At 60.4% G+C, this 14,609-nt stretch carries 15 protein-coding genes and 1 pseudogene; 8 read left to right on the top strand and 8 right to left on the bottom strand.

All coding sequences use genetic code 11. The features are described from left to right. Positions 1-39: 39 nt before the first annotated feature. A complete protein-coding gene (locus LUU92_RS06265; protein WP_071488750.1) occupies positions 40-1,941 on the bottom strand; it encodes a potassium transporter Kup in 1,902 nt (633 codons plus the stop codon). 289 nt (positions 1,942-2,230) lie between these two features. Between LUU92_RS06265 and rimO the strand changes: the two genes are divergently transcribed. From rimO to tsaA, 5 genes and pseudogenes are all read left to right on the top strand, one after another. Continuing rightward, positions 2,231-3,571: a 30S ribosomal protein S12 methylthiotransferase RimO gene (gene rimO / locus LUU92_RS06260; protein WP_003231334.1), complete on the top strand. Its 1,341-nt coding sequence runs from the start codon at positions 2,231-2,233 to the stop codon at positions 3,569-3,571. A 105-nt stretch (positions 3,572-3,676) separates the two neighbouring features. Further along, positions 3,677-4,117: pseudogene (locus LUU92_RS06255) on the top strand (GNAT family N-acetyltransferase); the annotation flags it as partial. 222 nt (positions 4,118-4,339) lie between these two features. Then, positions 4,340-5,050, top strand: a complete 711-nt coding sequence (locus LUU92_RS06250) for an rRNA pseudouridine synthase (RefSeq protein ID WP_222541088.1) — start codon at positions 4,340-4,342, stop codon at positions 5,048-5,050. A 67-nt stretch (positions 5,051-5,117) separates the two neighbouring features. Continuing rightward, on the top strand, positions 5,118-5,579 hold the full coding sequence (locus tag LUU92_RS06245) for a YehS family protein (RefSeq protein WP_010212675.1): 462 nt from the start codon (positions 5,118-5,120) through the stop codon (positions 5,577-5,579). Positions 5,580-5,582: 3 nt separating this feature from the next. Beyond that, a complete protein-coding gene (tsaA, locus tag LUU92_RS06240) occupies positions 5,583-6,278 on the top strand; it encodes a tRNA (N6-threonylcarbamoyladenosine(37)-N6)-methyltransferase TrmO (protein ID WP_071488748.1) in 696 nt (231 codons plus the stop codon). Positions 6,279-6,424: 146 nt separating this feature from the next. Here tsaA and fpr read toward each other — a convergent pair whose 3' ends face one another. Then, positions 6,425-7,204 carry a ferredoxin-NADP reductase gene (fpr, locus tag LUU92_RS06235; RefSeq protein ID WP_003189055.1) on the bottom strand — a complete coding sequence of 260 codons (780 nt, stop codon included), beginning with the start codon at positions 7,202-7,204 and terminating at the stop codon, positions 6,425-6,427. A 123-nt stretch (positions 7,205-7,327) separates the two neighbouring features. Between fpr and LUU92_RS06230 the strand changes: the two genes are divergently transcribed. Beyond that, on the top strand, positions 7,328-8,254 hold the full coding sequence (locus LUU92_RS06230) for a LysR family transcriptional regulator (protein WP_010212678.1): 927 nt from the start codon (positions 7,328-7,330) through the stop codon (positions 8,252-8,254). Positions 8,255-8,257: 3 nt separating this feature from the next. On the opposite strand, the gene LUU92_RS06225 is transcribed toward LUU92_RS06230, so the two are convergent. From LUU92_RS06225 to LUU92_RS06215, 3 genes are all read right to left on the bottom strand, one after another. Continuing rightward, positions 8,258-8,620 (bottom strand): diacylglycerol kinase, encoded by a 363-nt coding sequence (locus LUU92_RS06225; RefSeq protein ID WP_058423756.1) that lies wholly within the window; start codon positions 8,618-8,620, stop codon positions 8,258-8,260. A gap of 75 nt (positions 8,621-8,695) precedes the next feature. Beyond that, complete coding sequence (gene erdR, locus LUU92_RS06220) at positions 8,696-9,346, bottom strand: response regulator transcription factor ErdR (protein WP_071488746.1); 651 nt, start codon at positions 9,344-9,346, stop codon at positions 8,696-8,698. A 138-nt stretch (positions 9,347-9,484) separates the two neighbouring features. Continuing rightward, positions 9,485-10,204 (bottom strand): tRNA-uridine aminocarboxypropyltransferase, encoded by a 720-nt coding sequence (locus LUU92_RS06215; RefSeq protein WP_071488745.1) that lies wholly within the window; start codon positions 10,202-10,204, stop codon positions 9,485-9,487. Positions 10,205-10,383: 179 nt separating this feature from the next. Between LUU92_RS06215 and LUU92_RS06210 the strand changes: the two genes are divergently transcribed. Further along, positions 10,384-10,824 (top strand): PA3611 family quorum-sensing-regulated virulence factor, encoded by a 441-nt coding sequence (locus LUU92_RS06210; protein WP_071488744.1) that lies wholly within the window; start codon positions 10,384-10,386, stop codon positions 10,822-10,824. A gap of 290 nt (positions 10,825-11,114) precedes the next feature. Continuing rightward, positions 11,115-12,227, top strand: coding sequence for an LOG family protein (locus LUU92_RS06205; protein ID WP_257103311.1), 1,113 nt, complete (start codon positions 11,115-11,117; stop codon positions 12,225-12,227). Between the two features lie 219 nt (positions 12,228-12,446). Here the strand turns inward: LUU92_RS06205 and recX are convergent, their stop codons facing one another. The 3 genes from recX to LUU92_RS06190 all read right to left on the bottom strand — a co-directional run bounded on the left by recX (position 12,447) and on the right by LUU92_RS06190 (position 14,566). Next, positions 12,447-12,914, bottom strand: coding sequence for a recombination regulator RecX (recX, locus tag LUU92_RS06200; protein WP_093119393.1), 468 nt, complete (start codon positions 12,912-12,914; stop codon positions 12,447-12,449). 8 nt (positions 12,915-12,922) lie between these two features. Continuing rightward, positions 12,923-13,981, bottom strand: a complete 1,059-nt coding sequence (gene recA / locus LUU92_RS06195; RefSeq protein ID WP_003189042.1) for a recombinase RecA — start codon at positions 13,979-13,981, stop codon at positions 12,923-12,925. 84 nt (positions 13,982-14,065) lie between these two features. Then, complete coding sequence (locus LUU92_RS06190; RefSeq protein WP_257103310.1) at positions 14,066-14,566, bottom strand: CinA family protein; 501 nt, start codon at positions 14,564-14,566, stop codon at positions 14,066-14,068. Between the last annotated feature and the right edge of the window lie 43 nt (positions 14,567-14,609).

Below are 14,609 nucleotides of genomic sequence, written 5' to 3'. Positions count from 1 at the left end.
AAAGCGGGAGCCGATTGCCGGCCCCCGGTTGGCTGCCGCTTACATTTCGACCTGGGTGCCCAGCTCGATCACGCGGTTTACCGGCAGTTTGAAGAAGCGCAGGTTGCCGTTGGCGTTCTTCAACATAAAAGCGAACAACGCTTCGCGCCAGCGGGCCATGCCCTTGATTCGCGAAGCGATCACCGTTTCGCGGCTGAGGAAGTAGGTGGTGCGCATCGGGCTGAAGTCCAGGCCATCCAGGTGACACAACTTCAGCGCTTCGGGCACGTCCGGCTCATCGGTGAAACCAAAGTGCAGGATCACGCGGAAGAAGCCTTCGCCATAGGAATCCACCTCGAAACGCCGTGTGGCCGGTACGCGGGGAATATCCTCGTAGACCACCGTCAGCAGCACCACTTGCTCATGCAACACCTGGTTATGCAGCAGGTTGTGCAACAGCGCGTGGGGCACGGCGTCCGGACGCGCCGTGAGGAACACGGCGGTACCCTGCACGCGATGGGGCGGTTGCACGCGGATACTGCCGATAAAGATCGGCAGCGGCAGGCCGCCTTCGTCGAGGCGCTCCACCAGCAATTGCTTGCCGCGCTTCCAGGTGGTCATCAGCACGAACAGCACAATCCCCGCCAGCACCGGGAAGGCACCGCCCTGGATGATCTTCGGCACGTTGGCGGCAAAGTACAGCCCGTCGACCAGCAGGCAGCACACCAACACCGGCACGGCCAGGATCGGTGGCCATTTCCACAGCAGCAGCATCACCGCCGACACCAGGATGGTGGTCATCAGCATGGTGCCGGTCACCGCCACGCCGTAGGCCGATGCCAGTGCGTTGGAAGATTCGAAGCCGAGCACCAGCAGGATCACGCCGACCATCAACGACCAGTTCACCGCGCCGATGTAGATCTGGCCCTGTTCGGCGCTGGAGGTGTGCTGGATATGCATACGCGGGATGTAACCCAACTGGATCGCCTGGCGCGTCAACGAGAACGCACCGGAAATCACCGCCTGGGACGCGATCACCGTGGCCAGGGTGGACAACACCACCAGCGGGATCAGTGCCCAGCTCGGGGCCAGCAGGTAGAACGGGTTGCGCGCGGCTTCCGGATCGCCCAGCAGCATCGCACCCTGGCCGAAGTAATTGAGCACCAGCGCCGGCAGCACCAGCATGAACCAGGCCCGGGCGATGGGTTTGCGCCCGAAGTGGCCCATGTCGGCATACAGCGCCTCGGCGCCGGTCAGTGCCAGCACCACCGCGCCAAGGATGGCCACGCCAATGCCGGGGTGAGCCTCGAAGAAGCGCACGGCCCATATCGGGTTCAGCGCACTGAGCACTTCAGGGTGCAGGGTGATGCCATACACACCGAGGCCACCCAGCACCAGGAACCAGGTCACCATCACCGGCCCGAACAACTTGCCGATGTGATCGGTGCCGTGCTTCTGGATCAGGAACAGCGCCACCAGCACCACCAGGGCGATGGGCACGACCCATTTCTCCAGGCCGTCGAACGCCAGTTCCAGGCCTTCAACGGCGGACAATACGGAAATGGCTGGGGTAATCATGCTGTCGCCATAGAACAGCGCCGCGCCACACAGGCCGCACACCACCAGGAAGCTGCGCAGCTTCTTGCGCTCCCCCGCCGCCCGCCGTGCCAGAGCCGTAAGGGCCATGATGCCGCCCTCGCCCTGGTTGTCGGCGCGCAGCACGAACAGCATGTACTTGATCGAGACCACCCAGATCAGCGACCAGAAGATCAGCGCCAGGATCCCCAGCACGCCATCATGGTTGACCTGAACCCCATAACCGCCGTTGAACACCTCTTTGAGGGTGTACAGCGGGCTGGTCCCGATATCGCCGTAAACCACCCCGACTGCTGCCACCAGCATGCCAATCGGCTTGGCGTTTGACTGCTCGGCACCTGCTGCCTGACTACTCGCGTGACCCATCAACCACTCCTGCCCTTTGACCTGCGGTCTTTTATTAACAACGCGTCTAAGCTGACCCTAGCATGCGCCGTTTTACTTCTCGTAACAGACGTTTTGTTGACCTTAGGGTTTTACCTACGCACAACGGCGCGAAGCATAGCGCAGCACTCGTCGCATTTCCCTGCATAAAGCTGGTCAAGTGCGCTGCCCGTCGCTAGAATTGCGCACTTTTTGATCAGAGGCGCGCCAAGCGCCCGTCCGCAGCCCTGTCGTGCCCGACGGGCGGCGTCATTCAATACCGAGGTTAGACATGTCCACCACCATCGCAAAAGCCAACCCCAAGGTTGGCTTTGTTTCCCTGGGTTGCCCGAAGGCCCTGGTCGACTCCGAGCGCATCCTCACGCAACTGCGTATGGAAGGCTACGACGTTGTGTCCACCTACCAGGACGCTGACGTGGTGGTGGTCAACACCTGCGGCTTCATCGACTCGGCCAAGGCAGAGTCGCTGGAAGTGATTGGCGAGGCCATCAAGGAAAACGGCAAGGTCATCGTGACCGGCTGCATGGGCGTGGAAGAAGGCAATATCCGCAACGTGCACCCGAGCGTGCTGGCCGTGACCGGCCCGCAGCAATACGAGCAGGTAGTCAACGCCGTGCACGAGGTGGTGCCACCGCGCCAGGACCACAACCCGCTGATCGACCTGGTACCGCCGCAAGGCATCAAGCTGACGCCGCGTCACTACGCTTACCTGAAGATTTCCGAAGGCTGCAACCATAGCTGCAGCTTCTGCATCATCCCGTCGATGCGCGGCAAGCTGGTCAGCCGTCCGGTCGGTGACGTACTCGACGAGGCCCAGCGCCTGGTCAAATCCGGTGTCAAAGAGCTGCTGGTGATCTCCCAGGACACCAGCGCCTACGGCGTCGACGTGAAATACCGCACCGGTTTCTGGAACGGCGCGCCGGTGAAAACCCGCATGACCGAACTGTGCGAAGCCTTGAGCAGCCTGGGTGTGTGGGTGCGCCTGCACTACGTCTACCCGTACCCGCACGTGGACGAGCTGATCCCGCTGATGGCCGCCGGCAAGATCCTGCCGTACCTGGACATCCCGTTCCAGCACGCCAGCCCGAAAGTGCTCAAAGCCATGAAACGCCCGGCCTTCGAAGACAAGACCCTGGCGCGCATCAAGAACTGGCGCGAGATCTGCCCGGAATTGATCATCCGTTCGACCTTCATCGTCGGTTTCCCCGGCGAAACCGAAGAAGACTTCCAGTACCTGCTGGACTGGCTGACCGAAGCCCAACTGGACCGCGTCGGCTGCTTCCAGTATTCGCCGGTGGAAGGCGCCCCGGCCAACCTGCTGGACCTGGCCGTGGTGCCGGACGACGTCAAGCAGGACCGTTGGGAGCGTTTCATGGCGCACCAGCAGGCCATCAGCTCGGCGCGCCTGCAACTGCGCATCGGCAAGGAAATCGAAGTGCTGATCGACGAAGTCGACGAGCAAGGCGCCGTTGGCCGCTGCTTCTTCGACGCGCCGGAGATCGACGGTAACGTGTTTATCGACGATGCCAGCGGCCTGAAGCCGGGCGACAAGGTCTGGTGCACCGTGACCGATGCCGATGAATACGACCTGTGGGCTGAAAAGCGCGACTGATCGGTGTAAAAATTTGAAAAAGCCCTGCTTCTGGACAAGATGCGGGGCTTTTTTAGGTCTATCGTTTTGCCCATCAACGCCGATCATCGGCAAGGGGCAGCGGGCATGCGTCAGCATTCGGTTATCCACACACCTAAAACCAGCGACTACACCGAGTTGGCGCGGATCTGGGAGGCCTCGGTACGCGCCACCCATGACTTCCTGCCGGGCAGTTACATCGAGTTGCTGAAAAACCTGGTGCTGACCCGCTATCTGGATGCCGTGATGCTGATCTGCACCAAGGACGCCCGTCAGCGCATCACCGGGTTTGCCGGGGTCGCGAGCGGCAAGGTGGAGATGCTCTTCATCGACCCGCAGCACCGGGGCCAGGGCCTCGGGCGGCAGTTACTGCACTATGCCATCGAACACCTGAATGCCGACGAACTGGATGTCAACGAGCAGAATCCCCAGGCGCTGGGGTTCTACTTCAAACAAGGCTTCGAGGTGATCGGACGCACGGAGCATGACGGCCTGGGCCAGCCTTATCCGTTACTGCATATGCGTCTGGCAACGCCTGAAACGACACTGAACAACTGTGGGAGGGGGCTTTCCCCCGATAGCCGATCACCAGCCACTGGATTCTTTGCTGATACACCGCCATCGGGGGCAAGCCCCCTCCCACATTCAGACCGGGTTGAGCCAAATAAGACCGCGCGCCCTGAAATGGAGCCGGGATTAACCGGCGCCAGGCAGGTACAATAGCCACCCCCTTTTGTTACGGCCCTTGTCATGACTGACCCCATACGCCTCTCCAAACGCCTTATCGAACTGGTCGGTTGCTCCCGTCGGGAGGCTGAGCTGTTCATCGAAGGCGGCTGGGTCTCGGTGGACGGTGAAGTGATCGACGAACCGCAGTTCAAGGTCACCACCCAGAAGGTCGAACTCGACCCCGAGGCCAAGGCCACCGCGCCCGAGCCGGTGACCATCCTGCTGCACGCCCCGGTCGGCGTGGATGCCGAAACGGCCATGGCGTCGATCAGCGCCGAAACGCTCTCGGAAGAACACCGCTTCGGCAAGCGCCCGCTCAAGGGCCACTTCCTGCGCCTGACCGCCAGTGCCGACCTGCAGACCAAGGCCAGCGGCCTGCTGGTGTTCACCCAGGACTGGAAGATCCTGCGCAAGTTGACCGCCGATGCCGCCAAGATCGAGCAGGAATACGTGGTGGAGGTTGAAGGCGACATGGTTGCCCACGGCCTCAACCGCCTGAACCACGGCCTGACCTATAAAGGCAAGGAACTGCCGGCCGTCAAAGCCAGCTGGCAGAACGAAAACCGCCTGCGCTTTGCGATGAAAAACCCGCAACCGGGAGTGATCGCACTGTTCTGCGAAGCGGTTGGCCTGAAAGTCATCGCCATTCGCCGTATCCGCATCGGTGGCGTGTCCATCGGCAAGGTGCCAGTCGGCCAATGGCGTTACCTGTCCGGCAAAGAGAAGTTCTAAGCCGCCGCACTTTTTCCGACACCGCCTGACTGGCGGTGTCCTCAGTTGAATACCAGGATTGCCCACCATGATTCACAACGACGTACTGCGCAGCGTGCGCTACATGCTCGACATCAGCGACAACAAGATGGTCGAGATCATCAAGCTCGGCGGCATGGACGTGACCAAGGACGACCTGCTCACCTACCTCAAGAAGGACGAGGAAGAAGGCTTCGTGTTCTGCCCGGACGAAGTCATGGCGCATTTCCTCGATGGGCTGGTGATCTTCAAGCGCGGCAAGGACGAAAGCCGTCCGCCGCAGCCGATCGAAACCCCAGTGACCAACAACATCATCCTCAAGAAACTGCGTGTGGCCTTCGAACTGAAGGAAGACGACATGCACGCCATCCTCAAGGCCGCCGAGTTCCCGGTGTCCAAGCCGGAACTGAGCGCGCTGTTCCGCAAGTTCGGCCACACCAACTACCGTCCATGCGGCGACCAGTTGCTGCGTAACTTCCTCAAGGGCCTGACCCTGCGGGTTCGTGCGTAAGCCATGAGTTACCAGGTCTCGCCCGTCGGGTTCGTGCGTTCCTGTTTCAAGGAGAAGTTCGCCATTCCGCGCCAACCGCAGTTGGCGCCAGCCGCCCGTGGCGTATTGGAGCTAGTGGCGCCGTTCGACAGCGGCGAGGCGGTGCAGGGCCTGGAGCAGGTCAGTCATGTGTGGTTGCTGTTTCTGTTCCACCAGGCCCTGGAAGACAAGCCTCGCCTGAAAGTGCGCCCTCCGCGCCTGGGCGGTAACACGTCCATGGGCGTGTTTGCCACCCGAGCCACGCACCGCCCGAATGGCATTGGCCAATCAGTGGTGAAGCTGGACAAGGTGGAACCGGGACGCCTGTGGATTTCCGGGATCGATTTGCTGGATGGCACGCCGATCCTGGATATCAAGCCGTATGTGCCGTATGCCGACATTGTCGACACGGCCACCAACAGCATCGCCAGCGCAGCGCCGCAGTTGATCCCCGTGCAGTGGCTGAAGACTGCGCTGCAGCAGGCACAAGGGCATGCTCAGCGCCTTGGCGAGCCCCTGGTGGAACTGATTGATCAGTGCCTGGCGCAGGATCCACGACCGGCGTATCAGGTGCCGGGACCGGAGCGCGAATACGGGGCGCAGTTCTGGGATGTGGATGTGCGTTGGCACTATCCCGAGGCGGGGGTGATTTGTGTGTTGGAAGTGCTACCGGCTGGATAAACCGAAAACCCAATGTGGGAGGGGGCTTGCCCCCGATAACAGTGTGTCAGCTACAGATGTATCAACTGACACGCACTCATCGGGGGCAAGCCCCCTCCCACATTTGGATCTTCTGTGTGGCCCAGTCAGCATATGGCCCGGCTATCTTACTTCTCGACGAACGCGCGCTCGATCAGGTAATCACCCGGCTCACGCATGCGTGGCGAAACCTTCAGGCCGAAGCTGTTCAGCACTTCGCTGGTTTCATCCAACATGCTTGGGCTGCCGCACAGCATGGCGCGGTCGTCCTCGGGGTTGATCGGGGGCAGGCCAATGTCGCTGAACAGCTTGCCGCTGCGCATCAGGTCGGTCAGGCGGCCTTCGTTCTCGAACGGCTCGCGGGTCACGGTCGGGTAATAGATCAGCTTGTCACGCAAGGCCTCGCCGAAGAATTCGTTCTGCGGCAGGTGCTCGGTGATGAATTCGCGGTAGGCGACTTCGTTGACGTAACGCACGCCGTGGCACAGGATCACCTTTTCGAAACGCTCGTAGGTTTCCGGGTCCTGGATCACGCTCATGAAGGGAGCAAGGCCGGTACCGGTGCTGAGCAGGTACAGGTGTTTGCCTGGCTTCAAATCGTCAAGCACCAGGGTGCCTGTCGGTTTTTTGCTGATGATGATCTCGTCGCCTTCCTTCAGGTGTTGCAATTGGGAAGTCAGCGGGCCATCAGGCACCTTGATGCTGAAGAACTCCAGGTGCTCTTCCCAGTTCGGGCTCGCAATGGAGTAGGCGCGCATGAGCGGGCGGCCGTTGGGCTGTTGCAGGCCGATCATCACGAACTGACCGTTCTCGAAGCGCAGGCCCGGATCGCGGGTGCACTTGAAGCTGAACAGAGTGTCGTTCCAGTGATGAACACTGAGGACACGCTCGTGGTTCATGTTGCTCATGTACGGGGGACTCCTGGAAATGGGTCTGCGCCAAATGTAGTTGCGCAATTGCACAGCATTCTAATGGCGGCGACAATATCTGTTAACTGGATTATTAAGATAAGGGTTATCGGTTATATCGATATGCGATTTACTCTCCGTCAACTGCAAGTCTTCGTCGCCGTCGCCCAGCAGGAAAGCGTCTCCCGCGCTGCTGGCCTTCTGGCCTTATCTCAATCCGCCGCCAGCACTTCCATTACCGAGCTGGAGCGTCAATCCAGCTGCCAATTGTTCGACCGTGCAGGCAAACGCCTGAGCCTCAACGCGCTCGGTCATCAACTGTTGCCCCAGGCGGTAGCGCTGCTGGACCAGGCCAAGGAGATCGAAGATCTGCTCAACGGCAAGTCCGGCTTCGGCTCCCTGGCGGTCGGCGCCACCCTGACCATCGGCAACTACCTGGCCACCCTGCTGATCGGCAGCTTCATGCAGCAGCACCCCGAGAGCCAGGTGAAACTGCATGTGCAGAACACTGCCCATATCGTGCACCAGGTTGCGCATTACGAAATTGACCTGGGTCTAATCGAAGGCGACTGCAGCCACCCGGATATCGAGGTGCAAACCTGGGTGGAAGATGAACTGGTGGTGTTTTGCGCGCCGCAGCATCACCTGGCCAAGCGTGGTGTGGCGAGCATGGATGAGTTGACCCACGAGGCGTGGATCCTGCGGGAGCAAGGCTCGGGCACACGCTTGACCTTCGACCAAGCCATGCGCCATCACCGCAGCGCGCTGAATATCCGCCTGGAGCTGGAACACACCGAGGCGATCAAGCGTGCGGTGGAATCAGGACTGGGGATTGGCTGCATTTCGCGGCTGGCGCTGCGCGACGCGTTTCGCCGCGGCAGCCTGGTGCCGGTGGAAACCCCGGACCTGGACTTGGCCCGGCAGTTCTACTTCATCTGGCATAAACAGAAGTACCAGACCTCGGCCATGCGCGAGTTCCTGGAGTTGTGCCGCGCCTTCACCGCCGGGGTTCAGCGCAGCGACGAGATCGTGCTGCCGAGCATTGCCTGAGGCTCAGATCAGGATGACGGCCCACACCAGGGTGATCATGGTCAGGGCCACGAATTGCGCAGCGCTGCCCATGTCCTTGGCGTTTTTCGACAGTGGGTGGCGGTCCAGGGAGATGCGGTCGATCGCCGCCTCTACCGCTGAGTTGAGCAACTCGACGATCAACGCCAGCAGGCACACGGCGATCAACAACGCTCGCTCGACCCGGCTGACATTCAGGAAGAAGCTCACCGGGATCAGGATCACGTTGAGCAACACCAACTGACGGAACGCCGCCTCGCCGGTGAACGCTGCGCGCAGGCCATCCAGGGAATATCCCCCAGCATTGAAGATACGTTTGATACCGGTTTGACCCTTGAAAGGCGACATAGATGTAGGCAACTGAACCAAAGAAGTGGGGAAACTAGATCACGCAAAGTCAAAATAGCGTGAATCGGTAACAAGCTAGTGCTGCGAAATTGACTCAAGTTGTTGCAAGAGCAGCGCCGCCTGGGTGCGTGTACGTACGCCCAACTTGCGGAAAATCGCCGTCACATGCGCCTTGATCGTCGCTTCCGAGACGCTCAGCTCATAGGCAATCTGCTTGTTCAACAGGCCTTCGCAGACCATGGTGAGCACCCGGAACTGCTGGGGCGTCAGGCTGGCAAGGCCATCACGGGCAGCCTTGGCTTCGTCGGACACGTTGATTTGTTCAAAAGCCTGCGGCGGCCAGGACACATCGCCATCCAACACTGTGCGCACGGCTTTCTGGATATCTTCCATCGCACTGGACTTGGGAATGAAACCGCTCGCGCCGAACTCCTTGGAGCGCACAACCACGTCGGCTTCTTCCTGGGCCGAGACCATCACTACGGGGATCTGCGGGTATTGGCCGCGCAACAGCACCAGCCCGGAGAAACCGTAGGCGCCCGGCATGTTCAGGTCGAGCAGCACCAAGTCCCAGTCGGACTTTTCGGTGAGGCGGGCTTCCAACTCGGCAATGCTGGCCACTTCAACCAGGCGCACGTCCGGGCCGAGGCCCAGGGTCACGGCCTGGTGCAACGCACTGCGAAACAGCGGGTGGTCATCGGCTATCAGGATTTCGTATGTGGCCATTGATTAAATGATCCTGTTTTCAGGGGTGCCCTGATCGGCGCCCAGCATGCCCAGCGTAGCCTGGAGGGTCAAGCACTACGCCCGTGGGCATTTTAGCGGGTTGCGGGTGCGTGGTGCCATCATGCAAACGTCGTCTGGTTATGCCGTCGGAATATAGGGCGCAAGGCGCGTATGCACAGTGTCCGCAGGATCCAGCGGCATCTGGAACTTGGCGGCCAGGTAATGGGTGCTGAAGACATCCAGATAGGCGTCCAGGACTTCACTGGCTGCCAGATCATCGGCCAACTCAAGGCACAGGGCAGCGACTTCAGCGGTACAGAAATGGTCGTCGCGCTTGGAGCGGCGCAATTTGTAGCGCGACAGTTGTTCCGGCGCCAGGCTGAGTACCGGCAAATGCTCCAGGTAGGGGCTTTTGCGGAACATCTTGCGCGCTTCACTCCAGGTGCCGTCCAACAGGATGAACAGCGGGCGCTTGCCCTCCTCCACCTTCACTTCACTCACAACGCGCTCGGGCACGACGAATTCGCCGGGGAACACGATATAGGGCTGCCAATGCGGATCGGCCAGCAAGGTGAGCAGTTCAGGGTCGACCTCAGTGCGCGACCAGGCGAATGCCGTGGTGTCCTGGATGACATCGGCGATCAACCAACCGGTGTTGCTGGGTTTCATCGGCTCAACGTCATGCATCAGCAGGCACATGGCGGAGCGCGCTTCGACCTTGGGCCGCCAGGCGCATAGGCAGTATTCGGGGATGACTCGGCAGCCAGGGCAGCGTTCGGCACGCGAGCCACGATTGAGGAACGGCCGCACAGCACGGGCCAGGCGCTGGGTGCGCAGGCGGGAAACGGCGTGGCTCATCGGCTGTGCCGTAGGGACGGGTAAATCGACACGGTGAAAACTCGTGGAAGGCGGAAGTGGCCGCAGTTTACCAGCGATACGCCTGGCTGTAGTGGCAACGGCTCACCTATAATTGCGCGCCACTGAACGCACAGCGCAGTGGCTGGTCTATGCACCAGTAACCGAATCAGGAGAGTTTCATGCTGCGTTCCATGCTGCGTCTTGTCGCCCCATCCGTCGCCCTCGCGCTGGTATTGCCCGTGTGCGCCCAGGCGGCCTCGCTGCTGGAGGCCCAAATGAACCGGAAGCTGCAAAGCGTCGCGGCCGAAAGCAACAAGGACCTGCCCCGGGAAATCGACGAAAAAACCCTGGAAGTGGCCTACACCGTGGAAGGCATGCAACTGATCGATCACCTGAGCGTCCTGCCTGACCGCGCCGAACAAATGCGCGCCAACCCCAAGGCGGTGTATTTCCAGCTGGGCCAGAGCGTGTGCCTGAACAAGGGCTACCGCGAGCTGATGGCCAAGGGCGCAGTGATGCGTTACGAAATCACCGAGAACAAGACCAACCGTCCTGTGGCCTCGGTGAAATTCATCGAAGCGGATTGCCCGGCACCGGCGGCAGCAAAGAAGAAAAAGTAACAGCATGGCCTTCGCGCGCTGCCGTCCGGTGGCGCGTACTCCCCCGCTTCAACGTCCTGCCAACGGCTAAACTCCCTGATAAGTGACCAATAAGCGGTTGCCAGCCAAGGGTTTTGCGGCCCATGATCAAGTCATCCCGACCATTCATTCACAGCACTTTTCATGCTGTTCTGTAATATTTTCAGGGCAAAAGAAGGTTGCCCCCTGCGGCAAGCAACGACACATGCAGTGTCGTCGCCTCCGGCGAACGGCTCGTCGGCCACCCGGGCCCTGCAATAAGGAGAAGTTGAATGCCTTACGAACCGAATGAGCGCCTGCTTCGGCACTTTGAAGAAAACGGTGCTGACCTCACGCAGCAGGTCGACGCTCAACTCCAGCTGATCGCTCCCAACAGCCCGAATATTCCCCTGTATCGCGACATGATCCTCACCGTGCTGCGCATGGCCCAGGACGACCGCAATCGCTGGAACGCCAAGATCACCCTGCAAGCCATCCGTGAACTGGACAATGCCTTCCGCGTGCTCGAACAGTTCAAGGGCCGCCGCAAAGTGACGGTATTCGGCTCGGCCCGTACTCCGGTGGAAAGCCCGCTGTACGCCCTGGCCCGCGAAGTCGGCGCTGCGCTGGCACGCTCTGACTTGATGGTGATCACCGGCGGTGGTGGCGGCATCATGGCGGCAGCCCATGAAGGTGCGGGCCTGGAGCACAGCCTGGGGTTCAACATCACCCTGCCGTTTGAACAGCATGCCAACCCGACCATTGATGGCACCGAGAACCTGCTGTCCTTCCACTTCTTCTTTACCCGCAAGCTGTTCTTCGTCAAGGAGGCCGATGCGCTGGTACTGTGCCCAGGCGGTTTCGGCACCCTGGATGAAGCGCTGGAAGTACTGACCCTGATCCAGACTGGCAAGAGCCCATTGGTGCCGGTGGTGTTGCTGGACGCGCCCGGTGGCGGGTTCTGGCAAGGCGCCCTGGACTTTATCCGCAGTCAGTTGGAAGCCAACCGCTACATCCTGCCTACCGATCTCAAGCTGATACGCCTGGTGTACAGCGCCGAAGAGGCCGTGGAAGAGATCAACCAATTTTATGCCAACTTCCACTCCACCCGCTGGTTGAAGCGTGAGTTTGTGGTGCGTATGCATCACCCTCTCAGCGATGGGGCATTGGCCCATTTGCAGACTGAATTTGCCAGCCTGCGGTTGAGCGGAGAGTTTCAACAGCTCGCGTACACCGGCGAGGAACATGATGAGCCACGGTTCAGCCATTTGACGCGGCTGGTGTTCAACTTCAATGGCCGCGATCAGGGCCGGCTGCGGGAGTTGGTGGATTACATCAACCTGCCGGAGAACTGGGCGCAGGCTCAGGGGAAGGCGCAGCAGCGGGTTGCGCCGGAGCCGGCGTGATTTTTGAGGGCAAAAAAAAGACCCACTATTTTCATAGTGGGTCTTTTTGGTGGTGTTTCAGGTGGAGTGGAGGCGAGGCATTTGGGGCTGCTGCGCAGCCCAACGCGGGGCAAGCCCGCTCGCCACAACAAGCCCGCTCGCCACAACAAACCCGCTCACTACAACAAGCCAGCTCGCCATAGAAGTCTGCTCATTAATGCGGCCAGCACAGCAAGGTGTTCAGTCGTCCATATCCCGACCACTCAACAAGCGGCTGATCATTTCCATCGAAAACCCGCGATAACTCAGGAAGCGCCCCTGTTTCGCACGCTCCCTGGCATCAATCGGAAGATGGCCCGCGAACTTGCGTCGCCAGGTGTCTTCCAACTGCGCCTGCCAACTGATGCCGCACTCCCGTAGCGCAAGGTCGATATCTGCTCGTTGCAGGCCACGCTGGCTCAGTTCTTCACGAATGCGTGCCGGGCCGTAACCAGAACGCGCCCGGTAGGAAACAAAGCTTTCAAGGTAACGGGATTCGGAAAGCAGCCCCTCTTCCGTCAAGCGGTCGAGGGCGGTTTCGATCATCTCGGGCTCCGCGCCGCGCTGACGCAGTTTACGCGTCAGCTCGACTCGACCATGCTCGCGGCGAGCGAGCAGGTCCATTGCGGTGCGCCGAACGGCGACGAGTGTATCCAGTACAACGGTCATCGTTTGCTTCAGATATCAGTGTCAGCTTCTTCCACTTCTTCAACCGGCTCGCGGTTGGCGGCAGCTTTCACGTCTGGCGCTGCGGTCAGCAGCTTGTCGCGAATCTGCTTTTCAAGCGTGGCGGCGATGTCCGGGTTATCCGCCAGGAACTTGGCCGAGTTGGCCTTGCCTTGGCCGATCTTGCTGCCGTTGTAGGCATACCAGGCACCGGATTTCTCGACAAAACCGTGCAGTACGCCCAAGTCGATCATCTCGCCGTTCAGGTAGATACCCTTGCCGTAGAGAATCTGGAACTCGGCCTGACGGAAAGGCGGGGCCACTTTGTTCTTCACGACTTTGACGCGGGTTTCGCTACCCACAACCTCGTCACCTTCTTTCACCGCGCCGGTACGGCGGATGTCCAGACGGACCGAAGCGTAGAACTTCAGCGCGTTACCACCGGTGGTGGTTTCCGGGCTGCCGAACATCACGCCGATCTTCATGCGGATCTGGTTGATGAAGATCACCAGGCAGTTGGCGTTCTTGATGTTACCGGTGATTTTACGCAGCGCCTGGGACATCAGACGGGCTTGCAGGCCCACGTGCATGTCACCCATCTCGCCTTCGATTTCAGCCTTGGGTACCAGGGCTGCCACGGAGTCGACCACGATCACGTCGATGGCGTTGGAGCGCACCAGCATGTCGGTGATTTCCAGGGCCTGCTCACCGGTGTCCGGCTGGGAGACCAGCAGGTCGTCGACGTTGACGCCCAGCTTGCCGGCGTATTCAGGATCCAGGGCGTGCTCGGCATCGACGAAGGCGCAGGTGGCGCCCATTTTCTGTGCCTGGGCAATCACCGACAGGGTCAGGGTGGTTTTACCGGAAGATTCAGGACCGTAGATTTCAACGATACGGCCTTTTGGCAGGCCGCCAATGCCGAGTGCGATGTCCAGACCCAGAGAGCCAGTGGAAATAGCCGGGATCGCCTGACGGTCGTGATCGCCCATACGCATTACGGCACCCTTGCCGAATTGACGTTCGATCTGACCCAGGGCCGCAGCCAAGGCTTTCTTCTTGTTGTCGTCCATTAAAGTCCTCACGTAATCAATAAGGCCTGGTCGGCCAACACCTGTATAAGTAGACAGTATTGTTCCACAAAGATCCGGGATCGCCTACCCCTGATTTTCTATTTCTGCTGCAGCTCGTCGCAACAAGCCCTCTAGAGCGGCCTTAACCGTTTGTCGGCGGACCTCATCGCGGTTGCCGGTGAAGTGCTCAAGCTCGGCCGTGACCTCTTCCGCCACGCCAAACGCCAGCCATACCGTGCCGACCGGTTTGTCTGGCGAACCACCGTCCGGCCCTGCCACGCCACTGACGGCGACAGCAAACCGCGCCAGGCTTTTTTCCTGGGCGCCACGAACCATTGCTTCCACCACTTCCTGGCTGACCGCCCCGACTTTTGCAAACAATGTCTCCGGCACATTCAGCTGCCGGGTCTTCTGCCGATTGGAATAGGTGACATAACCCGCCTCGAACCAGGCCGAGCTCCCCGGAATCCGCGTGATGGCCTCCGCGATACCGCCGCCGGTGCACGACTCAGCGGTGGTGACGTGAGCGTTGAGCACCTGCAGGCGGCGGCCCAGTTCGGCAGCCAGTTGAGTGATTTCCTTCACGGTCGTCTCCAGTCGTGGGCGGGGGTTCGCCTACCCTACAGGA

It is taken from the genome of Pseudomonas extremorientalis (genome assembly GCF_024584605.1).
Classification (GTDB): Bacteria; Pseudomonadota; Gammaproteobacteria; order Pseudomonadales; family Pseudomonadaceae; genus Aquipseudomonas; species Aquipseudomonas extremorientalis.
Note: the sequence above shows the minus strand (reverse complement) of the source record. Positions and strands in the feature narration are given on the sequence as shown.